Origin of the sequence: Nocardia sp. CNY236 (assembly GCF_000482385.1) — a bacterium.
In the GTDB taxonomy this organism is placed as follows: domain Bacteria; phylum Actinomycetota; class Actinomycetes; order Mycobacteriales; family Mycobacteriaceae; genus Nocardia.
This window is the reverse complement of record NZ_AXVD01000038.1, coordinates 22293-47768: the sequence shown is the minus strand read 5'-3', so window position 1 is coordinate 47768 and position 25476 is coordinate 22293. Positions and strand designations below refer to the sequence as shown.

Annotated in this window: 22 protein-coding genes; 1 reads left to right on the top strand and 21 read right to left on the bottom strand. The window is 64.5% G+C overall.

Translation table 11 applies throughout. The annotated features are described in order from the left end of the window. Nucleotides 1-301: IS256 family transposase (locus tag K940_RS0118440; protein WP_028478738.1), on the top strand; the 301-nt coding region annotated here is incomplete at its 5' end. Nucleotides 302-548: 247 nt separating this feature from the next. Here the strand turns inward: K940_RS0118440 and K940_RS0118435 are convergent. The 21 genes from K940_RS0118435 to K940_RS30940 form a co-directional block, all read right to left on the bottom strand. Further along, nucleotides 549-1409: a helix-turn-helix domain-containing protein gene (locus K940_RS0118435; protein ID WP_028478737.1), complete on the bottom strand. Its 861-nt coding sequence runs from the start codon at nucleotides 1407-1409 to the stop codon at nucleotides 549-551. A gap of 48 nt (nucleotides 1410-1457) precedes the next feature. After that, nucleotides 1458-2012 (bottom strand): hypothetical protein, encoded by a 555-nt coding sequence (locus K940_RS0118430; protein WP_028478736.1) that lies wholly within the window; start codon nucleotides 2010-2012, stop codon nucleotides 1458-1460. Continuing rightward, nucleotides 2009-2563 (bottom strand): hypothetical protein, encoded by a 555-nt coding sequence (locus tag K940_RS0118425; RefSeq protein WP_155980954.1) that lies wholly within the window; start codon nucleotides 2561-2563, stop codon nucleotides 2009-2011. The genes K940_RS0118430 and K940_RS0118425 overlap by 4 nt, the downstream gene beginning before the upstream one ends. A gap of 20 nt (nucleotides 2564-2583) precedes the next feature. Further along, nucleotides 2584-4215, bottom strand: a complete 1632-nt coding sequence (locus K940_RS0118420; RefSeq protein WP_028478734.1) for a M23 family metallopeptidase — start codon at nucleotides 4213-4215, stop codon at nucleotides 2584-2586. A 980-nt stretch (nucleotides 4216-5195) separates the two neighbouring features. Further along, entirely contained in the window at nucleotides 5196-6950 is a 1755-nt protein-coding gene (locus K940_RS0118400; RefSeq protein WP_231390427.1) for a hypothetical protein, read from the bottom strand. Nucleotides 6951-6952: 2 nt separating this feature from the next. Further along, nucleotides 6953-8440 carry an SCO6880 family protein gene (locus K940_RS0118395; RefSeq protein ID WP_028478731.1) on the bottom strand — a complete coding sequence of 496 codons (1488 nt, stop codon included), beginning with the start codon at nucleotides 8438-8440 and terminating at the stop codon, nucleotides 6953-6955. 39 nt (nucleotides 8441-8479) lie between these two features. Beyond that, entirely contained in the window at nucleotides 8480-10111 is a 1632-nt protein-coding gene (locus K940_RS30955) for a hypothetical protein (protein WP_196812264.1), read from the bottom strand. Further along, nucleotides 10102-10947 carry a hypothetical protein gene (locus tag K940_RS0118385; RefSeq protein ID WP_051407336.1) on the bottom strand — a complete coding sequence of 282 codons (846 nt, stop codon included), beginning with the start codon at nucleotides 10945-10947 and terminating at the stop codon, nucleotides 10102-10104. Before K940_RS0118385 ends, K940_RS30955 begins: the two co-directional genes overlap by 10 nt. Next, nucleotides 10944-11591, bottom strand: coding sequence for a hypothetical protein (locus K940_RS29095; RefSeq protein ID WP_231390426.1), 648 nt, complete (start codon nucleotides 11589-11591; stop codon nucleotides 10944-10946). The genes K940_RS0118385 and K940_RS29095 overlap by 4 nt, the downstream gene beginning before the upstream one ends. Nucleotides 11592-11620: 29 nt before the next feature. After that, a complete protein-coding gene (locus K940_RS29090; protein ID WP_196812263.1) occupies nucleotides 11621-11890 on the bottom strand; it encodes a hypothetical protein in 270 nt (89 codons plus the stop codon). 21 nt (nucleotides 11891-11911) lie between these two features. Then, nucleotides 11912-12199 carry a hypothetical protein gene (locus K940_RS0118370; protein WP_028478729.1) on the bottom strand — a complete coding sequence of 96 codons (288 nt, stop codon included), beginning with the start codon at nucleotides 12197-12199 and terminating at the stop codon, nucleotides 11912-11914. After that, nucleotides 12196-12891 carry a DUF6668 family protein gene (locus K940_RS29085; RefSeq protein ID WP_231390425.1) on the bottom strand — a complete coding sequence of 232 codons (696 nt, stop codon included), beginning with the start codon at nucleotides 12889-12891 and terminating at the stop codon, nucleotides 12196-12198. Before K940_RS29085 ends, K940_RS0118370 begins: the two co-directional genes overlap by 4 nt. Continuing rightward, entirely contained in the window at nucleotides 12888-13391 is a 504-nt protein-coding gene (locus K940_RS32450) for a hypothetical protein (protein ID WP_155980952.1), read from the bottom strand. Before K940_RS32450 ends, K940_RS29085 begins: the two co-directional genes overlap by 4 nt. 320 nt (nucleotides 13392-13711) lie before the next feature. Beyond that, the gene (locus K940_RS29075) at nucleotides 13712-15268 is read right to left on the bottom strand and encodes a cutinase family protein (protein WP_036529174.1); all 1557 of its coding nucleotides are present in this window, start codon (nucleotides 15266-15268) and stop codon (nucleotides 13712-13714) included. After that, entirely contained in the window at nucleotides 15265-16398 is a 1134-nt protein-coding gene (locus K940_RS33100) for a hypothetical protein (protein WP_196812262.1), read from the bottom strand. The genes K940_RS29075 and K940_RS33100 overlap by 4 nt, the downstream gene beginning before the upstream one ends. A gap of 176 nt (nucleotides 16399-16574) precedes the next feature. Further along, entirely contained in the window at nucleotides 16575-16700 is a 126-nt protein-coding gene (locus K940_RS33950) for a hypothetical protein (RefSeq protein WP_255342607.1), read from the bottom strand. Nucleotides 16701-18390: 1690 nt separating this feature from the next. Then, nucleotides 18391-20232, bottom strand: a complete 1842-nt coding sequence (locus K940_RS0118340) for an acyl-CoA dehydrogenase family protein (RefSeq protein WP_196812261.1) — start codon at nucleotides 20230-20232, stop codon at nucleotides 18391-18393. Between the two features lie 109 nt (nucleotides 20233-20341). Further along, the gene (locus K940_RS29065; protein WP_231390424.1) at nucleotides 20342-21862 is read right to left on the bottom strand and encodes an NAD(P)/FAD-dependent oxidoreductase; all 1521 of its coding nucleotides are present in this window, start codon (nucleotides 21860-21862) and stop codon (nucleotides 20342-20344) included. A gap of 577 nt (nucleotides 21863-22439) precedes the next feature. Continuing rightward, on the bottom strand, nucleotides 22440-23540 hold the full coding sequence (locus tag K940_RS0118330) for a GAF domain-containing protein (RefSeq protein ID WP_155980951.1): 1101 nt from the start codon (nucleotides 23538-23540) through the stop codon (nucleotides 22440-22442). Nucleotides 23541-23682: 142 nt separating this feature from the next. After that, nucleotides 23683-23856 (bottom strand): hypothetical protein, encoded by a 174-nt coding sequence (locus tag K940_RS32445; RefSeq protein WP_155980950.1) that lies wholly within the window; start codon nucleotides 23854-23856, stop codon nucleotides 23683-23685. 315 nt (nucleotides 23857-24171) lie between these two features. Continuing rightward, entirely contained in the window at nucleotides 24172-25236 is a 1065-nt protein-coding gene (locus K940_RS30940; protein ID WP_028478723.1) for a hypothetical protein, read from the bottom strand. Nucleotides 25237-25476: the final 240 nt, after the last annotated feature.

Sequence of the window (25476 nt, the reverse complement as noted above, 5' to 3'; positions counted from 1 at the left end):
CGACAGCGCCCGTGCCGACCTGCTCGCGTTCACCGCTTTCCCGAAACAGATCTGGCGCCAGATCTGGTCCAACAACCCCCAGGAACGGTTGAACAAGGAAATCCGGCGCCGCACCGACGTCGTCGGCATCTTCCCCGACCGCCAGGCCATCATCCGTCTCCTCGGCGCGGTCCTGGCCGAACAACACGACGAATGGATCGAAGGACGCCGCTACCTCGGCCTCGATGTCCTGACCCGCTCACGCGGGCTCACCGACCCGACCATCGAACAGGAGGAAAACCCCGAAGCGCTCACCGCCTGACCAACAAGGATCACGCGGCGACCGTTCTCTTTACACCACACATTTGGACTTGACCCGACTTCGCCCATGCTTATCGCCGATAAGGTCATATCCTGCGGCGTAGGCTGCGGCTCCAAGTAGCGACGGACCTCATGTTCGAGGTCTCCGCGCCAGGGTGTGGCCTCAATGGTGGGCGCGGGCCATGTCACGCTCCGCAGCAGGGTTGCCTCTCGGTTGTGGCGGGTCGCTGATAAGAGTGGTGGGTTGCTCACTGTTCAGGCTGCGGCCGAGGGTCGAGTGGCCGTCGAATTCCTAGCAGCAGGCGACGATATCCGTGGGTGTCGCTGACCGTGCTGGTTTCGATACTGACTTCCACGGTGTGGTTTGTGATGGTGTGCAGGCGAAGCGGCCGCCAGGGGTCGCGGCGGTAGGTGACGTCCATGCTGTCGGTCCAGCGTGTACGAAACTCCTCGAAACACTGAAGTCGTGTCAACACTTTCCGGGAGGCGGTGGAGGTGCGGTGGCGGCCGAGGATTGTTTTGAGCCGCAGCACGATCTGGGTGGCTTCAAGGTCCCAGTTGGCTAGCACCTGCCGTGCGGGGGGAAGGAAGTGCCACACCACGAGATTGGCCGCGTCCCGTAACCCGGGCAATGCTTGTTCGAGACGATTGTTGATCGCCAGAACGTCCCACAAGGGTGAGAAGTAGCCAGCCAGGATTCCCACTCCGTCGAGATGATCGAGACGTTCCAGGATTTGCGGTGTCTGCCCTACCTGAGCGCGAAGGGTATCCAGCCCGATCAAGGGAATCGCGGGCTCACGTAGTTCACGAATGTGTTTGACCTGCGCAGCTGACAGGCAGTAGCCCGATGCCAACAGTTGCAGTGCTTGCAGGGTGGGAACACGGTTCCCGTCCTCGATCTGCCGTAGATACGCCGCGCTGAGCCCGACCCGGCTGGCGGCCTTCTCGCGCGATAGATGCTTTCTGGTGTCCGCGGGGTGGATGGATTCCCGGATGCGTCGCAGATACGGTCCGAGGGTAGGAAGATCCAGATCCGGTTCCACGGCGGTCTCACCAGGACGGCGCGTACCGACCGTTGTGCGGGTTGGGTGAGGATTGTTGCCGATCATCGGTATTCGTTCTCTCTTTGTCATTTGGCCCCGGTTTCGGGCTGGTGGTCACCGGATGAGGCGGTAGCCGGCCATGCGCCACCCCTCGCTGGTGTGTCGGGTCCATGCGCGGACCTGCATCACCCGGTATGGGGTGGAGGTTCCGTCGATGTGGAGGACGGTTTGGGTGACAGTGGCATCGACCGTGCAGCGTTGCTGATCACAGTCACTGGTTTGTTGTGCGCGGGCGTGGGCGGCGACGACGTCTGCCGCGCGCCGCCACAGCGCCCACTCGGGCACTTCCCGCGCTCCCCCCGCGGGTGCGCTGTCTGCGGCCTCGACTAGCGGCGCGGCCAGCCACGGCTTCGCCCGCGACAGTGCCATCCCGGCACTGACATCACTGGCCGGCCGCCAGGTGAACATCGCGACCAATGCGTGTTCAGCGGCTTGTGATGCGGTTGCGTTGTGCGGTTGCGGCCCATAGGCGGCTGAAGTGACGGGCCCAGGCGCGGCGGAGGGGGGATCGATTCCGTTGCCGGGCAGGGAGGCGATCCATCCCGAGACCACGAGCAATGCACCTCCCACGACGAACGCTCCTCCCACGACCATCGGTATGCGAGTCATACGCCTACACCTGCACCGGGATGGTTCCCGGCGAGCCATGCAGCCGCCAAGGAGGCCACAGCGTGGCGGATCCAGCGGGGTCTGGCCTCGAGATCACGCAATATTCGCGCGTGCGACTGGCCATCCAACGCCGCGATCGCGGTGTCATGTTCCTGCTCCTCGAGCCAGTAGAGCAGCAGGTCTTCGACTGAGGTTCCGCGGCTGCTGCAGCGGTGGGCAGCGAGAATCAACGCTTCGAGATAGTGGTGGGCGATCTCGACGATGAACTCCGGTTGCCGGCCTGGTAACTGCAAACGCTCTGTGCCCGAGACCTCTTGGGCCACGAGGACCTTGATGCTGTCCATCAGCTGCGTCGTCCTGGCCTCGCGCACGTTGTTCTTGAGCTGTTGATCGGCTCCCAGTTGGTCGTGGCGGCGTAGTAGCAGTGACAGACTGTCACGCCAGCGCAGCAAATTCACTGCCGCGCGTGCCTGGGGGAGGGTGAGCGTCGGATCCGGTGGCCCCGCTAGCATACGCGGTAGCGGTGGCCTGGTCGTTGCTTGTGTCGTCATGATAGAACGCTCCGTTTCGGCTATTGGGTCGAGAGGTCGCTGAATTCGTTGAGCGAGGCGAGGATTGTGTCGACATACGGTCGGGTTTGCACCACGTAATCGGCTGCTCCAGTTGGGAATCCGCCCGAGGCCAGCACCGCCGCTTCGCCAGCGTTGTAGGCAGCCAGGTACAACTCGAGTTTCCCGTTGGGTGCGTGCACTCTTCCCTCATCGATCCAGTCATCGATCTTCTGAGCGATGGCGCACATATAGCGGCCTTGACCCATGAGTGCGTCTGCGATGTCGAAGGCCGACACCCGACCGTTTGCGTCGTCGTCAGCGCCGTAGGAGCTCCAGGTGCCCGGCATGAACTGTGCTGGACCCTGCGCGCCGCTACCAGAGACCGCATGCTGGTCGAAACCGCTTTCCGCCGCCCCCTGAGCTGCCAGCAATGCTGCGCTGATCTGCGGGCACAAGGCGCCGGCACGTCGATACCACTGCTCGAATTCCGGTGGCACCGACCCAGATGCGAGATCGCCGTCCTGGCCTACGTCTACCGGCGCACAGTCACCGGCGTGGTTGGGGATGCGACCCGTGGGGCCAATGATCGCGGAGCCGTTGGGATAGCCTCCACCGCGCACCGTGACGTGTACATGGTCGTAGTGATTGGCGGTGTCCCCGCCACGGTCGCTCATCACAGTCCGCTGTCCCTGCGCGGTCGTCGATTCACCCCGCCAGATGAGATAGTCGAGGCGAAATTCCTGGGCCTGCGACATCACGAAGTCAACAATGCTGTCGCCCAGTGCTTTTCCTTCACCAGTGGTGTACTGCGGGATCATGACATCGATCGCTCGGCCCGACGGATGATCGGGAAACGGGTCCGACGGGCGCCACCCGCCGATCGTGCGGACTTCAGGAAACGCTGCGGCTATCGCGCGCGCGGCGCGGATCGCGTCGAGTTGCAGGTGCTCTTCCGATCCCACGCTCGCCGGCAGCGGCGGCAGCGGTGCGCCCGGCGCCGACGCTGCTGCGGCGAGTTCTTCTGTGCCCTGCGAGGACGCGTTTGGTTCAGAGTCTCCGGGGCCGGAGGCGACAGGGTCTGCGGCATCAGCCAGCCACACCGCGGGGTCTGTGGCGTGGCCGCCGGACAGACGACCACCTGCCCAGGTTTCGAAGTGCAGATGAGCCCCGGCCGGGCCAGGCGGAAGGACTTGGCCGTTGTAGCCGACACGCGTAATCTCCTGGCCAGCGTGGACCTGATCACCAGTGTCCACCAGCATGTCGGAGTCGAACATGTGCCCGTAGACAGTCGAGACGATGCTGCCGTCGAGGTTGTGGTCGATCACAATCCAGTTGCCGAATCCGCTGGCCGGACCCGCCGCGGAGACCACACCATCAGCAGCGGCGTAGATCGGTGTGCCCGCTGCGGCGGCGAAGTCGAGGCCCTTGTGGAATTCTTCGCCACGAGGGCCGAATCGCGAACTGATCCGGTAGGTCCCTGCTTTCATCGGCGCGACCGTCGATCCCGCCGGTAGCGAACCGACTCCGCCGGAACCAGCGGGTATACACCGGGAATCGTTCTCGTCGGACTCGTTGATCACCACCACTATCGCCACCAACATCACCGACACGCACACCACGACAGCCATCGCCATGCCACCGGATGACTTCATGGCCCGCTACGAACGTTCATGGTGCGAGCTCACTGGTATCGGCTAGCGAGTGGTGCGAGAAGACGGTCTGCGGGCAACGAAGTTCCCACCTCCCACCGCGTGTGGATCTCAGCAGCCCAACGACGGCCCACCCTTGGGGGTAGGCCTGAACCTCAATCATTTTTTGGTTCGCGCTTCTTCGTGCTCGCCCGCTGTCACGACAATCCACAACCATGGCCCGTCCTACGGGATGCGCGCTGGTGTGGTCTCCTCGGTCGTTCGCCTTTGTGAGCATGAAGTGGGTGTCGTTGGGGTCGCGCCTTGTGGCCGATGGTCCCAGCGATTTGCTGGCGGTGGCGTCACTGTCGGGGAGCGGTGTTGTTATATACCGGCTTCCGGGCGTGGTTGCTATTGCGTAGGAGCACTTCTCGCCCTGCGTCGGTCTGGTGGAGGTTGCGACCGACTTCCTCGGGTTCATCGGCCCGTGTGTCGGCATAGTGTTTCGCCCCGAACCGCCCCTGGCTGCCGATGCGCGAACGATCGTGTTCGCCCCCGACGGCCCTGTCCATGCTCGCGGGAGCCGTAGACGAGCGCGCCGTCGGGGTACAACACGACAAAGTCGGGCTCGGCGTTCATCGACTCGCCTCCGGTGTGCGGTGCAACTGCCCCAATCGCGTCCCGGCCGATGTGGTGCGCATACCCTCAGTCGAGGTGAGGTGACGACCGAGGTCACCGCTGCGACCGGTCAATGCCCGATCAGATCTCTCGATCGCGGTATCTACGTGGTGATGACGACGTGGACGGTTCACGGTGTATCGCATCTACTACTCCATTTCGGTGTGATGTGTGGTGTCGCTGTGCGTTGCTGCGTGCCGCTCGGGCGATAGGAGCGGTGGACACCCGTCGGCGCCGGAATCGGTACTGTTCCCTGACTTTCCTCGGCAACGTGCGGTGCGCACACAAGGCGGGAGAGGCACGAAATGCTGCTGTATGTCGGTCGGTCATGGCGTCTCACCTGCGGTGTCGAAGTCGGCGAAACGGGTGTTGGTGTCGTGGATGCCGGTGGAGCGTTCGGTCTCGGTGAGTTCGACCAGAAACGGGATCCCGGGCTGTCGGCCCTCGCCGACTTTGAGCAAGAATTTGCCTGTTCCGGGTGGGGTCGGCCGAGGAGTGCCAGGTCGGATGGCTTCGCCGGTCAACGCTTGCGGCGCAGACCAGTTGGTGACCATGCCACGTTCGGTGGCAGTGAACGGGATGAACGCCGAAAGTCGAGACACTTCCTCTCCTGGCAGAGCACCAAAAATCTTCGCTCGCGCGCGTTCGAGAAATCCCAGTGCCCGTGAAATTGCCGCGTCGCTACCCAACGCTTGAAGATCTTTGATGGTATGGCTGATCATGATCAGCGCTGTGGCGATCGTGCGTTGCAAGCGGGTGAGTTCATCGACCCGTTCGACCATGAACTCTCCCAAACTCAGTACCTGCCACAACTCGTCCATCACGACCTGGAAGTAGCGTTGCGGTCCCAGCCCGGCATCGGCGAGCATGTTCAACGCCTCGACCGCACTGAATCCCGCACCCCAACACGCCAGCATGACCGCGGCTTTGAGCTTTCGGTCACCTGTGGGGATGTGGGAGACATCGATGCACACCGCGGTCGAGGCCAGATCGATTCCCACCGTGGTAGGGCCGGCGAACACCTGCCCAAAGGGGCCGCGTGTCAACGCCCGCAACGACTGCCGCAACGGCACGACCGCAGTCTGATAGGTCGCGGCGGACTCGGCGGCAGCGTCGAGGTGAAGGTCAGGCCCGCCGGCAACGATCACGTCGAGCAGGTCGTCGAGGACGGGTTGAGTGTGATGGGTGAATCCACGCCCGCCCTCAGTTGTTGGCCGATACAGATACTCCAAGGCGGTAGCGATGATGGTCTCTTCGAAGTCGGCGACCCGCTGCCCTCGCACCAATTCCACCAACGCGCAAATCAGCGAAATCTGTCTCGCCCGCAGTTCTTGGGCCAAGGTCCGCGCGAGCTCGAACATTCCCGCGCCCTGGAGCTGTGCCAGGACTGTGCCCATGACGCCGGAATCAAGTGGGTTGAGCTGCCCATAGCCGTAGCCAAGGTCGATGACCTGCCCACCAACCAACTCCACCAGCGCGCGGTAGTCCGGTTTCACATCAGCCAAGATCAGTGGAGTGATGCCTTGGGCGATGCCACCGAGCACGATACGCCGCACCAGTGAGGACTTGCCGAAACCATTGAGGCCCAGCACGAACAGGCTCGGCGCGGTGATGAACCCGCCGCGCAGAAACCAGTTCATCGGATCGAAGCACACTGGGGCGCCGGTGCGTAGGTGCGGGCCCAGCGGTGTGCCGACCAGCGGCGCCCCCGCCCCAACCGACCACGGCCACAGGCCGACGACTTGCGCGGTGGTGCCTCGCCATTCCGCCGGCCGCCCGACCGCCGACACTCGTCCACCAGTCGGCCCGGCATACCCGTTGTCGGTCAACCGCAGCACGGGGCGATCGAACTGATCGGCCAGCGCAGCCTGTTCATGGACGCCGCGGTTGCGTCGACGGTGATCATCACGTGACAACAGCACCCCGGCCCAGACTGCGCGCACGCCCCCTTTCCGTCGCCGCTGCAGCAGCCTCGTGCGCCGCTCGTCGTCCAACACCTCTGGACCACCCGTACCGCGCGCAGGTCGACTCGTGGTGGGGACGCGAGGGCGGTCCGGGTCGCGAGTATCACGTTCTGCCATAGCTATCCCTCGAACATCTCCGGGACGGTGGCGTGTTCGGGCAGGATCACTCCCACCCCCAACGATCCCGCGAACGCCGCCGATTGGTAGGTGTTGCAGCGGCGAATGGTCAATCGCGCTTGGGTGGACAAGTCCTGGACGAGGGCATCGATGCGGGGCAGGTCTTCTCCCCGGGGCGCGGTCAGGGTGATCAAGATCCCGTAGCGGGTCAAGCCATGGCCACGCGCCTGCTCCTGGCGGGCTTGCTCGGCTCCGGCAACACGGATGCTGGCCGTGGCCGAAACCAGTCCGCCGCGGGTGTTTTGTTCGGCCACCCGGGCGTTGCGGAAGTCGTCGTCGACCAGACGCGTCGCCTCCGCCGCCGAATGCGGCCGGTAGACAACAGCGACCCGTTTGCGCGGCAGATCCGGATTCGGCTCCAACAGTCGCTGCAGTACCCGTTCGGTGACCACACCACGGGGCGCCTCGGTCATCTCCCAGGTGATACTCACCGCCCCGGCGTGTAACAACCGGTCATAGCGTTGCTGCTCGTCTTGCGGGCCAGCCATCTGCCAACTCACCCCATGCCCATTCCGCTCGACCGCTGCGGCTTCTAGATCGGCTTGAGAAGACGGGTCATAGGCGCGGCGCACGAACCCAATCACCTGTTCAGCGCTCATCGGCTCCGCCCGAACTCCGGCCTCGGCCAACGCGGCGAGAATGCCGGGCAGGCGCCGCCCGATCTCGAGGGCCTGTTCTGCGGGGACTTTGCGCCGCTCGGGCGTGGTGGCCTCGAATGTGATCGCGATCCGCGGTTCCAATTGCACTCGCGCGGTGGCCAATTGCGTCGCCAGCTCCCACATCACCTGCGACGCCAACTGGGGTGCCTGCTGATGGGTCATCGCTGACACTTCGCTCATCAACCGGTTGCCTGTCTCGGGCACCGTGTCGATCACCGGCACAATCGCTTTCACATCGGGAGCCGACCCCAGCGACGCCAGAAACGATCCCCACGCCGCAACCCATTGATCCACCAGATCCTGATCGACCGCCTCCCCACCCTGCGGCCACGCCCGCAACACCACGGTGTACTCGTCGAACTTCGGCAGATGGATCATTCCGAAGCGATGTCCGTCCACCGCCTGCCCCTGATACATCCGCGTCGGCGCGAGTAGACCCGGCAACAGCGTCGTACCGCCCGGCATCGCCGAGAACGATCCCGACCGATAGGTGTGTTCACCGCGCCGGCCGCCGCGCCACCATTGCCACAACAACGCCGCGCGGCTATAGCCGGTGCGTCCCCCGATCTGGATCACCAACGGCGCGGTCACCGCTACACCAACCCCCGCGACCACTGCCGCGACGCGCAGCCCCGCGACCGCCTGCGTGAGCACGACCGCCATGATCACCCCACCCGCGGTGATCATCGCCACCCACGACAACCCGAACAAGCCCTCTGTACGTGGCCGTGACCCAGCGCTGTAGGTGCGCTCGATATGCTCATTGCTCACGAAAGCTCCTTTCTGACAGCACATCTCGGCGGCTGTGTCTCAGCGGGGAATGTCATGACGTCCCAGATCCGGCCCGCGAAACGGCGCTGTGCCTGTGGACTCCGTGCCCTCACCGCCACCAGCGGTGTCGGAGCCGATGCGGTCAGCCGCGCGGCCCGCGCCCGTCGCCGCCGAGGCACCCGCCGACCGGGCGGCCCGCTCACCCGAACCTGTCCCCGAGCCCGAGCCCGAGCCCGAGCCCGAACTCGACGGCGCAGACTGCGTCACTGCCGGTTTCGACGCTGCCGAAGCGCCGCGTGGCCCTGGCAGCGGCTTCGGTGACCCGCCGCCACCGGAGCCTCCCCCACCGCCGGGACCTGTCCCCGGTCCGAGTCGAGCAAGTCCGGCATGTCCGGTCGGCGGGCCCGCACCGCCAGAGACGAAGCCAGCTGATCCCGCGCCACCGGCCACCGCACCCCGCCCCAGAAGCGATTTGCCGCCAGTCAACGCCGCGATACCCACCCCGACCGCCGCTCCCGTCGCAGCCGCGCCACTACCGCCGGAGCCGACAGCAGCCAGCGCGGGCGCCACCAACCGCACCAGCGCCGGGAGAATGAACGCCACACTGCACAGCAGGACGATGCCCACCAACGCGCGATGCGCCGAGTCCATCCCTCGCTGCGAATCAACCGTGGTGTTGATTGTGTCCGCAGTGACGAACGCGATCATATACACCAGCGCAGCAACAGGTTTGAACAGCAAAAACGCGATGATCCAGGCGCTGATCCGGTGAAAAGACTGCCGCCCGCCACTCATTCCGGACGCCGCCGCGGTCAACGGATAGATCGCTGCCGCGACCACGAGCAAGGCTTGGCGAATAATGGTCAACACAGTCATCGCCACCGCCCCGCAGATCCCGACGATCGTGACGATGAACACCAACCCTGGTCCGTAGACGCCGAAACGATCAGTACGAACCAGTAGCTCCGCCGCACCGCGAGCGTTTCCGTTGGTGGAGTCGTTGATGACCCACAGTGAAAACGCATCGGTCAGCCTCGCCCCGGCCAACACCGCGAACCCGGCGATCCACGTCGTTGCAGTCGCGCGAGCCATCATCCGAAACGCCTCTTCGGCGTGGTCTGCAGCCATATTGTGGCGAGCGATCCCGATCCGCATCGCGGAGACCACAATCGAGAACGCCAGCAACCACACCTGCAGCTGGCGAGTATAGGAATCCACACGCTGCCACAGCGTGTCCCCACCAGTTCCAGGATCGTCGAGGATACGGTCGTTGGGAATCTGTGCCCACATGATGCTCAGAGCGATCGCTTCGCCCAGACCATGGAGAAAGACCTCGGTCATCTGCCCCACAGTGGAGGCCCAGAGCTTCGATGTGGTGGCCTCGAGAGCCTTGTCCGGGTGAGTGGCGACATTGCCGACCTTGCACACCGCTGAGGAGGCATCACCGAGGAAGCTCCCGAGCGCTGGGATCGATGACAACGTGTCGTGGACCTCATTGCAGGTTTCGTCGAACCCGTAGGTCGTGGACGGCGCGGAATCCGCGGGAGTCGATGGCGCAGTCGGCGGTGTCGAGGGGTCTGGCTGTGCGGTCGCCGGATGGCCAACACCCACAAGGACGACCAGCGCCGCCACAATGAACACCCCGGCCCGCCACCACGTGGTCACGACCATACCGTCCACCCCGTGAGATCACCCACGACCTCGGTCGGCAATTGGCTACCGCTGCCACGCACGCGCCAATCCCCGTTGTGCCAGACCATCGGCACCGTCACGGTCTGCCACGATCGTCGCCCATCAGAATGGCGTTGCCCGTGCGCAGCCAACCGCAGCACCACCAAATCTTCGGCGTAGCTGTCGATCCGGAAAGCGTCCGGCGCCACAAGTGTTCGAGTCACCGAGTCCGGTTGCTGAGCAGGCAATATCCCCGATGCGGCACGCAAATCGAACGCTTCACGCTCCGCGGGAGTCAACAGCATCCGGGCGGCGACAACAGCGCGATCACCCGGGCGCGCGGCAACCTGATTGACACTCATCGCCGCAGCCAACGCCGCCCCTTGCGGCGTGCGCGCGAATCCGCCGGCCACGCCATCAACAATGCTGGTCGGGCCGTCAGAGGTCGAAAACGGGACCACCGCGCCGTAGACCCGTTGCCACCCACCCGGCTCACCTAAGCCCGCAGGCGCAGCAACCAACCACTGCGGGTCACCAGGCTGACGCTGGCTGGCGGATTGATCACGCAACTGTCCTGCCGGATTTCGCGGGACATCCACGCGGCGACCGAACAAATCCACTTCAGGGACCTCGAACCCGTGGCCCGTCGTCGGTGGGGGTGCAGTTGTAGCTGTCACAGGCGCAGAACTGGCGATGGTGGGTTCGGTTTCGGTGCGGCGCAGCGCGAACGTAATCGATGCGGCGATCATGATCACCGCCAGCAACAGCACCGACGCCACCGTCCAGGCACTGATCCGCTGTGGTGGCGTGCCTGGTGTGTTCGGTTCCTCGGTCACAGCGGAGCCTCCAACCTCACAGACGCCTCGACGCTGCCTGCCTCCCGCACGACAGGATCGTCCTCGTCCGGGCCAGGCAGCTGCAGCCGCCAGTCCCCGGCCACCCACACAACGGTCGCAGTATTCACCGCGACAGATCCGTCGGGAAACGAGGTGTAGATATCCACTCGGGAACGCTCGGAGCCGTAGTCGATGATCGTGTAGCCACGCAGCCGTGGCGCTGTCGCGGGGTCAGCGGGAGTCTGGATCGACAACAGCACCCGTGAAGACACCCAGGCGTCTTTGCCGTCTCCTGCTGCGATTTCGTGTGCAGCGATACTGGCCCAATGCTCATCCGGCGCCAACGACATCCGCACGGTGTGCACAATCGCCGCCAACGCCGCCCCTTGCGGGTTTTGAACGAACCCTGTCGCGGCCTGCGCCGTGAACTCATCTGGGCCATCACTGCCGACCGGGACGCTCACCCCGCGGTAGTCCACCCACCGCACACCATCTGGAACGGCTGTGAGGTCAGGTCCGTGCGGCATCGGCGGCCCCTCACCACCACCTGCCCCGCACCCGGCGAGCACAAGCAGCGCGGTGAGTGCCGCGAGCGCCGCAGCAACCTCAATACCACCCAAGCCGCGGGTATGAATTCGGTTCATGCTCAGTCGCTTTCCCACGTGAATGGCAATCACAAGGCAAGATCCATCAGGAGAGATCCAGCGATCGGCCAGGCGACTGTGGCGAAGATCCACGACACCAGCACTCGCGCTACCTCCGCAGGCGCTGCCGGGGGTCCAGGGGGCGGACGAAAGAACTCCCACCCCAAACGCCCACCGACCCAAATCAGGCGCGCGATCAACGCGACTTCCACGCCCCACAACAGCCACCCGAACACCTGCCGCAGCTGGTCGGTAACCTCTGCAGGCATCTGCTTGTAGGCCAGAGTCGTCTGCACCATCGTTATCGTCATCGTCGCCGCTCAGGTGCCGATGATCTGGTCCATGATGGTCCCGGCGCTGGTAGCGACAATGCCGCCGACCAGCGCGCCGACGACCATCTTCGGTGACTCGAGCATTCCGCCGTGCCACTTCTCCCACGCGAAACGGCCACCAGCGAAAATGATTGCGCTCACTCCCGACAACATCACAAACCACTGCAGCCACCGCACCAGCGTGAGCAGCCGATCGGTGCCCGGCGGCGCCTCCGGCTTGAAGTCCTCGACCCCGAGCACAATGGCATGCTCTGTCGCGACCAGTAACCAATTCATGATCGTTCTCCGGACGTGTGCGAGTAGTGCAAGGTGGTGATCGCATCGACGAGTTCGCGACCCATGCTGCGGATGTCCGCTGGTGGTGAGGCAAGTTCATCGCGGTGGTGACTGGCTCCCGGCGAATGCTCACCCGGGCTCCACACCGGCAGTGCATCGTGGCCAGACAACATCCATGCCTCATGCCAGTCGACGTGCCAGACATGCTCGACCAGTCCGCTGTAGAGCGCGCGGTCGCGCCTGATCTGAGCCGGCAGCCGTCCCGGGCGCGCAGCGACAGTGACCAGACCCACGACGGTGCTATCTCCAGCCAGCCCCGCGTGATGCTGGCGCAACAATGCATCCGCAGCCGACAGCCCGACCACGGCTGCGCGGGCCACCACAACCACATACGGTGACTCGCGTTCGGCCGGCGCGGGCCAACGGCGGTGACATTCCGCAGCCGGCGCCAGCAAGCGCTGCAAGGTGGTAGCCCCGGCACCACCGTGCGCTCCCAGCAGCCACACCAACGGTGGCGCTCCACCAGGTATCGCGTTGTGGGGCACAGGAACTGGACGATCCCACACCGCCGCGCGCTGCGCCGGCGGTGGCGCGACAACCGTACGAGCCGACCGCGGCCGCACCCGCTTGCGCCCACCTCGAGGACCCAGACCGACCGAACGGGTGAGGATTTTCATCGTCTCGGCACTCATGCGGACTCCACCGCCAGCACAAACGAGCGAGCATCCCGGGTGACGGTCGAGATCAATTGATGATGAACAACAGTCGAGTCGTCGGGCCATCGTTCGGTGATGGTCACCGCCCAGCGATCCACATCGACAGGGCTGATTTCGACGCAATGAGCAGTGTCTGTCGGGACCGCGTCGATCCCGGCCTGGATTTCGGCGTTCGTGCCGAATCGCCCTTCCGGAGCCAACAGTGCCCGTACCGCGGTGGCGTCGCGATAGGTGTAGTAGGCATACTCCAGCGCCAAGATGACATCTTGGGCTGAGGCGATGGATCCTTCACCGTTACCGCTGACCCGTTCGGCACTGACGTGGCTCTCACACCACGCGTCGGTCACTGTGGGGCTGGACTGCGTCGTGACCTCTACCGCCGCACTGCTGCCCGCAGCCGCCGCTGGAGGCGGCGCATGCGCAGCATCACGCGGCCACACCACGATCGCAGAAGCCACCGCCGTAGCCGTGACCATCAGCCCGATCAGCGCAACCAGTCCTCGTCGTGTTCTCCGTGGCCCAGGAGCCGGTTGAACTACCCGTGTCACCGGTAGTTCAACCGGCTCAGCACGCTCGGTCGGAGCCACCGAATGGGAAAACCAGGTCGTGTAATCAGGCCCCGTCACCGCCGCCCCGTGTGGTTGGCCATCATCGTCGGGGGCCTCGCTCCAGTCGGGCCAGGTCGGTACCAACGGAGAGGTTTGCCGACCGGCAGCGACGTCGCCGGCGTCATCGGGGTCGTTCGACAACATCTCTCCCTCCGTTTTCGCATGTACCTGAGCCGGCACTGAAGCGGTCATTGCGGTGTTGGTGAACGCGTGGGTGATGACCCGAAAGACTCGCCCTCGCTGCGTGTCCGGCTCGTCGTCGGCGCCACGATCGCGCTGGGCCGGCTGTTGCTGGCTGTGGTCGACGGCGCTGAGGAGCTGCCCGAGGCGTTCGAAACGGCCTCAGGGTGTGCGGCAGCCAGATCGTGGACTATGGCGGTAAACCAATCGGCGGTGAACTGCACAGGTGTCGCGCCGTCTGCCCCTACAGGATTGGTGGTGTAGGCGCCACGCCGGGTGATCACGTCGCTGTATTTCACTCCAGCCGCAGTCTCGACCAAACCCGCGTTGTCAGCCACGTTCGATACCAACGCCTCGAACGCTTGATTGACCAGACGCGACGCGGTCGTCGGCGGGATCAGTTCCGGGATTGCGCCCAATAGTTTCTGTCCCAACACCGCCATACCCGCCGCCGGGTTCGCCAACCCTGCTGCGGCGATCTCGGCGATGTTGGCCGGCGTGATCACCGACTTCGCGACCGTAACCACCGAGTTCAACGCGATTGTGCCGACCTTCAATACCGCTTTGAGCACCGCATCGATATCCAACGGCGTATTGGGGTCGGATGCCTCTGCAACACGCCCCGACAACGAGGTGCGAGACGACAGCGACAGCGAGGCCAGCGAATTACCCTTGATGTCGTGGTTGACCACATTCGTCGCCGTCTTGATAGCGGTGAACGCCAACGCCTGAGTCACCGAGGCCAACGCACGCAGCGGATCCCCACCCGACTGATCAGCCGCGGAGGAAATATTGGCGACAACTTGAAGGATTGGTGCCCGCTCTGGAGCGTCACACGCCAGATCGCCCGCGATGCAGAAACTCGCCACCCGCCCGGCCAGGGCACCGAAGTCCACGGCTGCGCCGCGCTGTGAGCCAATGCCGCGGCCAGTCAACGGCTTCTGCGACATCGCCTGAATTCGACCTACCCTTTCACCAGGCGTCCCTGGCGCCGCGTCGGGCACCGTCTTGCCCGGCCGGCCAGGAAACAACGTCGCCGACGCGGATCTGCTCGGATCACCGAACACCGCAATCCCAGCAACTCGATCAGCCGGAACGGTGCTGCTACCGGCTCCTACCTGCTGCGCGAACTGCGCAGCGACCTGAGCGCCTTGACCATCTCCCGCGACCGCAAGCTGACCGCGTGGGCACCGTGAAAGGAACTCCCGCGCGGTCTGTGACAGCTCCGAAACCCCAGCAGAGATGATCTGGTCATACGGAACATCCCCCGCCGCAGAAGGATTCGCTGCACGAGCTGGTGAGCCGACACGTACATACAGACGCTGCACCGACCCGCCGCCGGCCTTCGTCAATAGCGGTCGAAACAGTTGCCCCAGCATCCCTGAGTCGGTGTCAGCCGCTGTATCGGCAGAGGCTTGTTCAATAGGCTGCACACCGATCACCAACAACACCGGACACCCCTGCGTCGATGTCGGTTGCGCGGCAGCGTTCTGCGTGGCAGCCATCACCGCACCTACCGCGACAGCGATCACCGCCACCACCGACCGGCGCCACAGGCCTGTCATGCCGGCGCCTCATCAACACCAGCGCCAGAACCCTCCGATCCATCACTGGTGAGCGCACTGTCCTCACTCACCTCCCCCGCCTCCGGTGGCTCAGCCATCACAGGTGGCGCGGAAGCGATAGGCTCAGCAGACTCAACCGGTGCCGGTGGTACATGTGCTGCGCCTGGCTCAGGGGGCGCGGGTGGTGCGCCCGGCTCCGGCGGTGCGGCCGCGTCGGGATGTTCAGCTGGATCGGGAGGGTCGATATTCGAGGTCGAACCCAAAGCCGCAGCCCCTGCGGCGCCGACTCCTGCACCGACTGCCACCCCCAGCACTTGTGTTGGAACACCCACCACCACCGCGCCGCCCATGCAGCCGGCAACCCCGCCGACAAATGCCCCCAACGGGGCCGCGAGCCCGCCTGTCGCTGCTCCGCCGATCACACCACCGGCGACGCCGCCGACAGCCATTCCCGCCGCGCAGCCTGACAAGCCGCCCACTGCCCCCCCGATACCGGAGCCGACGTAGGAACCAGTGATCCCGCCAACCATTGTTGCGGCCGCCCTGCGATCGGATTGCTCCACGGGAAGCCCCGCTGCATCGAACCCAGCGGCGATCCACCATTCAGCGGTGTCCGCCAGATCCTGCGCCACCGCTTGCGCTTCTGGTGGGACCCAGTCCGGCACCACGACAGCTTCGGTGCCGATCCGCAGCATGCGGGCAGGCGGAACGGAAGGTGGGACAGCCTCTGGAGCAGGATCCTGCTCCGTATGCTGCTCGTCGTCGATCACCGGATCGGGCGCAGGGTTTGTGACCACCGGATCGGGCGCAGGGTTTGTGACCACCGGATCAGGCGGTGGAGTCGTGACCACAGGATCTGGCGTGCGAGTGGTGATTACAGGCTGGGTCTGTTGCCGCGGGCGCGGGCGGGCAGGCTTCGGCACCAGATCGACAACAGTTGGGATGTCGTCCGGTTTCTGAGTTTGGTCTTCGGCCGGTGACGGTGGCGGTGGCGGTGGTGTGCTCAACCCCGGCTGCGCTTGTCCTGGTGACTCCAGTCCAGGTTGATCAGCATGAGCCGGTCCCGCCGCCAGCGCCGCAACCGCCACAGTCGCAGCAACCGCCAGCATCGGCTTCTGTCGAATAGTCATAATTCCTCAAATCCGCAATCCCGCGACAAACAGCTCGGATTCGCCACTGTCAGAAAGATCGTCGGCCGCAAGATCCCAAAGTCCGCTGTGACGACCGCACGTGATGTTGGTGGCGGCCAACACAACCCACGATGCTTCACCACACTGCTGTCGGAGAGGGCCTGCAACCACTATCGCTACCCGCTGCCGGTACCCAGCGGTGACGGTGGCAGCAATCCGGAGACGACCCCGATCAACCTCTTGATCATCGATTCTGCAGCAGCGGCCAGAGTTCGGCCGATACCTGGCGTGGGGTCAGGCATCGGCGCGGGAACAATAGGCACACCTGTTGTCTTGACCCGAAACGTCTCATTCACCGGCGTTGATACCGAATCGGCAGACAATTCCCCAGTGACTGTACCCGTGGGCTGCATCCCAAGTCGCTGATCATCCCCGACAGCCGCAGCGCAGGTTCCCGCCAGTGCTGCGGAAATGAGAATTGCCAACATACCGAGCAACGCAACACGGTGGAAACGATGCCGAATACCCTCGCTCATTATTGGAAACTCCTGATCCGATGGGCCCCTGCGACCATGTCGTGGGTCATGCCTCGATCGGTGACCTGACAACAGTCGCCGAGGATATGCCCCCATCCACAGGATGCGATCACCCATCACGTACGCGATGTTCACTCGATTCGGAATGTCGCCGACCTTCAATGGCATACGCCAAGAATCCAACGACGCCGCATCTGACTCCGCCACCAGCGAGAGACCAGGAAACCCGTCACTATCGGGCGCACTTGTACTGTAGGCCGGCAAGCGTTCAACCGCAACGCTGTTGGCAGTATAAGCCAGGCATGTGTCGCAACGGCGCCTACAGCTACCTCGCCGCCGACACCTTTCAACGCATGCCAGCGATCGCCATGCCCACAACTCGAAGAATCCGACAGAGGCCTCGATCACCGGAACTGATGAGCGCGCCGATCAATTCCACGTATTCAACCGAAATACACCCAGACTGGGTGCATTTCGAGCACTCTCAACTGAAAATCATGCACCAAATGCACCCCAACTGGGTGCCCCCCTGGCCTTGACAGAATACCGGCCACATCGGCTACTTTGAGAATCGGCAGGAGATTCTCTGCTTGGCGAGGAACTGAGAACTCACAATGCGTCGGGAAAACCCGGCCGATACCCGAGCGAGTTCTCATCTGGCGCTGTCTTTCTTCCCCCGAGGAGACAGCGCCAGAATCCGCTAACACCCGCCACAACGAGCCAGCCAGTACCGATTCCTACACCGGTCGTCCTCGAGCGCTGCGCATCTCACCCGCATGGGCATCACTGATCCGCCAAATCTGTGCCACCATCCATCCAGCCTTGCACCATGTGAGCTCGCGGCATGAACCGACCACGTGGGCTCTCCCGCACATGCGATACGGTCGAAGATGGCTCTACCGTACAAGTTCTGCACCAGTCAACTCACAAGCCCGCGACGCGCCGCCTCCACACCGCCTGTGGTGTAGCGGCGGTCCTGCTGCGGGACACGACCGAACACGGCCCCTCTACCGCACATGCGGGCCGCTGGCTATCGAGCCGTACGAGGACAGGTGGACCGATCCACAGCTGGCACGCGACAGCGAGGACTGATGGCGAGAACTTGACCCATCCGCCGACAACTGCCCGCGGCCTTCCTCCTCGACACCTGGAGCTGCCCGCAGCAATCGGCCAGACCGCCTCCCGGAGGCAGATGCGGGCGGACTGATGTCCGCCCACCCCCGCCTGTGGTGCTGTCGCTGCCGCCGGCGACGTGCCCGCCGCACGCGTTCGAACACCACAGGCGCGGCCTTTCATCCGACTCGAAGCCACTCCCACAGACACCGCACCCTGCACCGAAACCCTTCCGCCGTACCGGGCTTCCTAGCGCGATCAGGTGGTTTGGCAGCACTAACACCATAAGATCGATAGCCCGCCCGGCTCCCAGGCATGGAACCAACCCCACCAGGGGACACAGCTAGCTCGTCTCTGCTGGCCAGCACAACTGCTGCGCCCACGCCGCGGCGAGGTCAGGCTGGTCGATGAACGCCGGCAGGCGGGGAATATCGACGAAATCCAACAGCGTCGTGCTCAACTGGGGGGCAAGCGCGCTATAGCGAGTGCTGAGCTGGCGACCGATCTGGGTAGCACGTAGGGCAGAAAGCCGACCGTTGACCGCATACCAGTCGTAGTGCGCTGTCAGACGTTCAAGGCAATACACAGCAGTGAGCTCGGTCAACAACGAGCGAGCGGCAGGGTCGTCGCTGGTTTGTGCCCATTCGGACAAGGCGTCAGCGGCCACTCGTTCGGCCACAGCGACCGCGATGTCGTTCGCAGTGGAACTGGGTCCGCACTCACCGACTGCGCGGGGCTCGCCGGTTCTCGCAGCGGCGACCAGCGCCTGCTCGCGTTCGTGCAACATCAACTGCCACCATGGCAGATCCGTGTCGTCGAGGACCGTGAGGTGGGAGATGTCTGCGTGAGCGGGAATGTGGCCGGTGGCGGCGAGTTCGGGGGTGCGACCGGACGCGACCCTGATCGCGCGGTTGCTGCCTTCGGCAATGCGGATTCCGTTGACCCTGAGGATGTAGTCACCGAGATGATTCATGCACGACAATCCCTGTGCTGCGCACAGCTGCAGGCAATCGTCCAAGACGCGGTATGCGGTATCAGATGCCTCTGGTTTGGCCAGCATCGCCAACGCCGGGCCCGACGGATGCTCCTCGGCCAGTCGTCTGCGGGCAAGACCAGCCAACGCGGTGGCCGCATACAGTCGCGCTAGGGCCGAAATCAAAGTGCGTTGGGTCGCGTCATCATCGATCAGGCGGCGTGTCTTATGCGCGATGATGTATCGCTGAGTGGCATAGCGGACTGTGATCGCCCACCCGGCCCGCCCACACGCGGCGGCTGCCCCAGCGAACAGTGCGCGCCCCGTTTGCAGTGACCCGATCGCGGCATGGAAACGGTCATGGCGCCCAAGGTCGCAGTGGAATACGCCGCTGTCGACGTCGAATCGCGCCAACTGACCACACAACAGACTATCGGCTGGGACCGCGGCATTGTCGAAGCGGAACACCGCATGGTCCATAGGCGGTCCCAAAAGATTTTTCGGCAGTGCAACGACCGAAACACCCTCGGCCAAACCATGTGTGGTGCGCAGTCTCACGACAAATGGCCACACACCCTCGTCGTTGCCATCGATGATCAACCGCGCGATCACGACGACGGTCTTGGGTACATCCGGGTCAGCGATGTTCGGCCAGAACTTGACCGCATCGGCACTGGGAGTGTGCAACCGAAACACCCGCCCACCCCGATCCCATACCGCGCGGGTGCCGAGGTTGAGCAGATCGTTGCCGTGGCCGAGTTCAGTGGCAGCAAGCACCCCGACGGCGCGGGCATCATCGAGCTCATCCAGACATTGACGCTGGTAGTCACTGCCGTTGCCGAGCCTTTCGATACTCGCGACGGCGAGATTGAAATGCGACAGCGGTGGTAACAATCGTGGCGCGAATATCGCTGCATTGTCATAGATCGCCGACAACATCTGCATGTCACGAGCAATTGCACGGGCCGAACCGCCCAGCTGCGCGACAAGGCTCCGCAGCAGCACGTATCCGTGGTGCGCCTCCTGGTGATAGCCGCGGTCGGCAACAGGCCTGTCATCCAGGCCGACAATCACCTCCCGCACTCGCCGCTGTTCGGGAAGGCCAACACCGCGCCTGCCGTGCCCCGCAGCGACGCCCGCGGGACGGTGAGCCGTGCTGGCGTGGACAGCGCGCCGGTATGCGGGGCCGTTATGGGTGGTGGATGTGGTCACAACAATGTCCTCAATTCTCGAGCGATCGAAGTGCAGTCCGCCGCCCAGTGGGACGGAATGCATCAGTGCGCGGCATGCCTTCAGCTGGGGCGAACATCACCCGACTCGCCTACGACGCCGCAGGGTGCGCCGCGGGCACTGATGGCGGCCCGGTCTCGGGCTCAATCGGGTGCTGCGGCGGGTGATTCAACGACATCGGTTGGAAATCCAGCGCCGGGTCGCGTCGGGTCATTCGCGCGTAGGTTCGGGCGGTCGACGGCCACGGGTTGGTCACCCGACCAGAGTCCGTCTTGTACCAGCTCGATCCCCCCTCTGGCCACACTGTGCGCGAAATCGCCTCCCGCAGCCACTGGTCGTAGTCCCCCACGGATCGGTCGCTGACCTCGATCGCAGCCGCACCGGACTGCTCGCGCAACCGGATCGCGGCCATTATGTATCGCAGCTGGTTCTGCTTCATATCAACGTTGGACCCGGCGGGGTTGAACGTGTTGGGTCCAGCCATAATGAAGGCGTTGGGGAATCCTGGCACCGCCAGGCCCAGAAACGTCGCGCCCCCTTCATCCCAATAGTGGTGCAGTACTCGGCCGCCGCGGCCGGTGACGACCATCGGGGCCAAGAACTCCGTCGCGCGGAACCCGGTCGCGTAGATGATGGTGTCCGCCGAGTGAACGGCACCGTCGACAGTTTGGATTCCGCTCTCGGTGACACGACCGATTGCAGTGGTCGTCACCGAAACGTTGTCGCGGCCGAGGGCACGATAGTAGCTCTTCGACAACACGATCCGTTTGGCGCCGATCCGATGGCGTGGGGTCAGCGCGGCGCGCAGCCGGGAATTGCGAACCTGCACGCGCAGATAGGCTCGGGCAAACCATTCGGCCGGACGAGCTGACCAGCCGTTGGTCATCACGGGGGCCAACACGAGATCCGCTGCGTAGTACAGTGCTGCCCGATAGATTCTGTGTGCCAGCGGGATTCGGTGCAACGCCCAGCGAGTTGGGCGGCTGAACTGGGCACGCGGTTTGGGCAGTACCCAGGTCGGTGTCCGCTGAAAGACCTCGACATGCGCAGCCGTCGCGGCGAGCTCGGGGATCACCTGGGCGGCGCTGGCGCCTGTTCCGATGACCGCGACGCGCCTGCCGGTGAAGTCACGGCGATGGTCCCATTGCGCTGAGTGGAACCACGATCCGGTGAACGTGTCGCGGCCAGGGATGTCGGGCAGATAGCGGCGATGAAGCATCCCCGCAGCGAATATGACGATCTCGGCGTAGATCGTGTGCCCATCCGCGGTGACCAGCGTCCAGGTTGCGTCCTTGTCATCGAAATCGGCTTGGGCGATAGCAGTGTTGAACCGCAAATGCTTCATCAAGCCGTGCTCGCGGGCCACGGTACGCAGATAGTCGAGAGTTTCACGTTGGCCCGGGTAGCGAACATCCCCCTGATAGGGCGCCTCAGCCAGCGAATACAGGTGGGCGGGAACATCACAGTTGCACCCGGGATAGGTGTTTTCGCGCCACACGCCGCCGACCTCGGCGGCCTCCTCGAAGATCAAGAAATCTGATAGTCCCTCGCGCTGGAGCGCGAGGCCCGCTGCCAGGCCACCGAAGCCTGCCCCGACGACTGCGACCTTCATCGATTGTGAATCCATAGAGCTGCTGCCTCACTGCATCAGCTGTCCGATACCCGCTCCAGCCTGCGTTCTGATAGTTGAGTTGCGCGACGATCCACCCGCCGCGAATTACCCCCGAACTCCCACACGACGGGCACCGTTGCCGCGCCGAGGGATCACGCCGCCGGTCAAGGAGGATGCTGACCGCGCACCGCACCCGCCCTACACAACGTGTGATCTGTCTGCCGACCAGTCCGCTGTCCCTCGACGACACTCGACAGCAGACCGACCGGCTGCACCGCCATCACAGACACTGAGGACACCGCTGCTGGCGGCGTAGCCTCGAAAAGGGTGGTCGATACCGTTGTCAACCGCGACCGCCGACCATCCGCCGCCAGCCTGGTCCGCCGCGCCTGAATCCGTGCACAAACCAGCCGCTCCGCGCTAGGCGGACCTTTCGTCACCGCGATCAGTGGCCAGGGATGTCGGGTCTGTGGCCCACATTTTGGCGGCGTTGCCGTCCGGTGCGTCACTGGCTGCCTGGCAGCCGACCACAGGCCTACTCCAGCGACACCCAACCCAGCGGGGAGATGATCGAGGCTCATACGGCCTCCAATCGGCTCTGCTCGCCCGGAACGTTTCGCTGGCACGCATGTCGAACTCCCAGCCGCACATCGAGCATCGCCTGGGGAGCCTCACCGCGGGTGAGTACGCTCCAGCGGGCGTGCACGGAAAACCAATCCGCCACGCCCCAGCGCATCCGCCACTGGCTGTGCGCGGTGTCGTCCCCGCTGAGCAACCGTTTTCGGACACAGGCCAAACCCGCCACATCCCGTGGATGCACGACCGGTACGTCGCGTAGCCACCGGTTCAGCGGTGGACTGCCCTGGGAAATCCATTCATGCACAAGCCCAGTTCGCAGATCCACAAGTCCGACCGCGTGATCCGGCGGGATCGGCACCGCCTGGATCAACCGGGTCGCCAACGCCGGAGCAGGAACCGGGCAGCTGGCGCCGATATCGTGGACAACCGCGCGTACTGTTCGCTCGCGGCCACGGCCGCTGCCACAGGCTGCGATGGACACATGTCGGCGCCTTCCACTGCTGACTCCCGCCGTTACCGCAGTACCAGACCACAGGCGTGGCTCTGCGGTGGTCTCGGCGAACAGCCCCAACAATCCGGGCTGATCCTCGATCCGCTCGAAGTGCCGCATCAAATCCGGCAGAGCGCGCGTGGTCGCGGCATCCGCACCACTATCGAGCAAATGCTCCAGCTTGCATGTGGTGCCTACGAACCCACCATCGGCCGCGACCCAGGCCCACACACCGACCTCGGGCAACGCGGGCACCGCGCTCTGCGGCGGACCTGACCACACATGCACAGCACACACGGTCTGATCCGGCCCCAACACCGGTACGGCAACCACACGCATCCCTCCACCAGAGGGGCGAGACACCGCCAACACCTGCCGCTGCCCACTGGTGATGACCCGCTCGAGCAATGCCGGCAACTGCCTGGACACCGTGGCACTTCCAGCGATCCGGGTGCGCGAGAGCCGTGTGAAGCGTCGTGGACGTGTCCCCTCAGCAAGCACCCATCGCGGCGCGGCGTCGGCCAACGATTCCACCAGCACCCACGCCGGGGCATCTGTCCCCGCACGCGACCCCGCCGCCGGCGCGGCGTAAGCCGCGGGCGCGATCACCGAGGTCCTCCTCGACCAGTGCGCACGCAGTCGCGGCACTCGCTGTTCGCGCACCGCGGGCGATGCCCGCACACAGCAATCGCGACGTTCGCGACAATCGTGGCCGCTATCACCGCTGAATACATCAGCGCCGAAGTCGCCATCACGACCGCACCCCGGTCTGCTCATCGATGTCGAAGGACTCACCATCGAAAAGATCCTGCGCTTCGAATGGCCAGCCAATCGATTTCGGTGGCGGTGCGGCCATCGCGATCGCAGAGTTGAGCGCCACCGTCACCACTGCGAACCCGACGAGAAACGCGATGTCTGCGATCAACGGGCCACCTCCATCATGGCGACAGACCTACGCACTGAGTGACGAAGCCGCTCAACCCCGACGACTGACCTGCCGACTCGGACTCCAGCGGCGTCGAGGTCGCCCACACCGTCGCCGACACCGCAATCACAGCGGCAAAGCCCCCGACGATACCCGCTACCGGCCATCGCATTTCCGATCCACGCTCAACGGTCAAATCCCCTGTTCTACAGCTCATTGCACATTCCGGTTTCTGCCCCACCGCGCCACTGCCCGCGCTGACCCACGACGTACGGGGCTGGCGGCAGTAGCGGCCGCGGGAGGTGAGACCATCGCTCAGGTGTCGGTCGGTTTCTCCCGTTCCAGCAACTGGGTCTGCATACGCAATTCACGCTCCACCTCGCGTAGGGCAGTCAGCACTGTTCCCATCAGCTTCATCGCGACCGGCAATTCGCCACGGCGCCGGTGGGCTTTGGCGATACTCACCATCGCCGAGTTGAGTTTCGTCAACAGCAACGACTCGCACACCGGGTCGCCCGCAGTGGCGGCTTGCTGAGCCAGCACATATGCCGTATGCGACAAGCTCGGTCCCTGACCCTCGCCAAATGGTCGGCGGCGGCTACCGGGCTGCAGTCCACCGCGAGCGAGCTCGTGCGATGCGCTGGCGATCGGGCCGACGGAGGTTCCCTCCACACGCAGCGACCAAATCGACAGCACTCCCGCCAGCCGGGTGGCCGCCCACCGCCAGGCCTGGTGATCAAACGCATCCACCTGCCACAGCCAGTCCGTGAATTGCGTGGCGTCGACCAACGCTCGCCGCCACATCACCGGAGACGTCAGCAGCACCGATTCGCGTCGCTGCAAGTCGCTGACCACCCGTGTCTGGCGCCACTCCGCCGTGGCCTCCAGGTGCGCCTGTTCACTGTGATCCCATTCCAGACGTAGCTCATCGAGCCGACAGTCCAGACCCAGATCGCCGTCGAATATTTCCGGACCCAACGGAGCTATGCGCGGATCGCGCAGCCGATACCCCACGATCATCGAGCCGGCCATATTGGTCAGTGGTTGCAGCATGACACCTGGCGTGCGCAGCCTGCGCACGAACTCGGCCTCGCTGATGCTGGCGATCGCGGCCGCTCGAACGATGCGGCGCAGCAGCTCGAAGCCCGAAGCAGCGTCGCGCCGCTCGATGCCCGCGAGCGCATTCTCGGCCTCGGAGCGATCCGCGGCGTGAAGGCCACTTGTAGACAGCCCGTATCGCTCCAACCAACCCAGTGCCGAACGCATACGATCCGGTTGTTCGCTGTAGTTCACTATGTCTCCGTGCAATTCGGTGATGATGACGCCCAAGATGCGGCCCACACTCCGCCGGTCCGCGCGCCCGAGACTCTGCTGTGTCATGAGTTGTCAGCCAGCCCTCTGCACGCCCACCCGAGGCGTGCGCTGGTCGATAGGGCGATGGCACAGCCTTTGCGGTCGAACCAGCCCGTACGCCCTTACGGACGCGGTGGTGTGGTCGCCCACACCACGACCCATACGTCGGTGTTGCGGCACCGACTGCGGAAGCGATCATCAGGAACCGCGCCCTGCGGCGCCCGTCCAGTGCAGAGAGCAGCGAGGTCGGCGTAACGCTCTCCCCCA

What these genes read in the sequence shown, in the direction of transcription:
- K940_RS0118435 (WP_028478737.1), bottom strand. Translation starts at nt 1,409, where the DNA reads ATGATCGGCAACAATCCTCACCCAACCCGCACAACGGTCGGTACGCGC.
- K940_RS0118430 (WP_028478736.1), bottom strand. Translation starts at nt 2,012, where the DNA reads ATGACTCGCATACCGATGGTCGTGGGAGGAGCGTTCGTCGTGGGAGGT.
- K940_RS0118425 (WP_155980954.1), bottom strand. Translation starts at nt 2,563, where the DNA reads ATGACGACACAAGCAACGACCAGGCCACCGCTACCGCGTATGCTAGCG.
- K940_RS0118420 (WP_028478734.1), bottom strand. Translation starts at nt 4,215, where the DNA reads ATGAAGTCATCCGGTGGCATGGCGATGGCTGTCGTGGTGTGCGTGTCG.
- K940_RS0118400 (WP_231390427.1), bottom strand. Translation starts at nt 6,950, where the DNA reads ATGGCAGAACGTGATACTCGCGACCCGGACCGCCCTCGCGTCCCCACC.
- K940_RS30955 (WP_196812264.1), bottom strand. Translation starts at nt 10,111, where the DNA reads ATGGTCGTGACCACGTGGTGGCGGGCCGGGGTGTTCATTGTGGCGGCG.
- K940_RS29095 (WP_231390426.1), bottom strand. Translation starts at nt 11,591, where the DNA reads ATGAACCGAATTCATACCCGCGGCTTGGGTGGTATTGAGGTTGCTGCG.
- K940_RS29090 (WP_196812263.1), bottom strand. Translation starts at nt 11,890, where the DNA reads ATGGTGCAGACGACTCTGGCCTACAAGCAGATGCCTGCAGAGGTTACC.
- K940_RS0118370 (WP_028478729.1), bottom strand. Translation starts at nt 12,199, where the DNA reads ATGAATTGGTTACTGGTCGCGACAGAGCATGCCATTGTGCTCGGGGTC.
- K940_RS29085 (WP_231390425.1), bottom strand. Translation starts at nt 12,891, where the DNA reads ATGAGTGCCGAGACGATGAAAATCCTCACCCGTTCGGTCGGTCTGGGT.
- K940_RS32450 (WP_155980952.1), bottom strand. Translation starts at nt 13,391, where the DNA reads ATGGTCACGGCTACGGCGGTGGCTTCTGCGATCGTGGTGTGGCCGCGT.
- K940_RS29075 (WP_036529174.1), bottom strand. Translation starts at nt 15,268, where the DNA reads ATGACAGGCCTGTGGCGCCGGTCGGTGGTGGCGGTGATCGCTGTCGCG.
- K940_RS33100 (WP_196812262.1), bottom strand. Translation starts at nt 16,398, where the DNA reads ATGACTATTCGACAGAAGCCGATGCTGGCGGTTGCTGCGACTGTGGCG.
- K940_RS33950 (WP_255342607.1), bottom strand. Translation starts at nt 16,700, where the DNA reads ATGCCTGACCCCACGCCAGGTATCGGCCGAACTCTGGCCGCTGCTGCA.
- K940_RS29065 (WP_231390424.1), bottom strand. Translation starts at nt 21,862, where the DNA reads ATGAAGGTCGCAGTCGTCGGGGCAGGCTTCGGTGGCCTGGCAGCGGGC.
- K940_RS30940 (WP_028478723.1), bottom strand. Translation starts at nt 25,236, where the DNA reads ATGACACAGCAGAGTCTCGGGCGCGCGGACCGGCGGAGTGTGGGCCGC.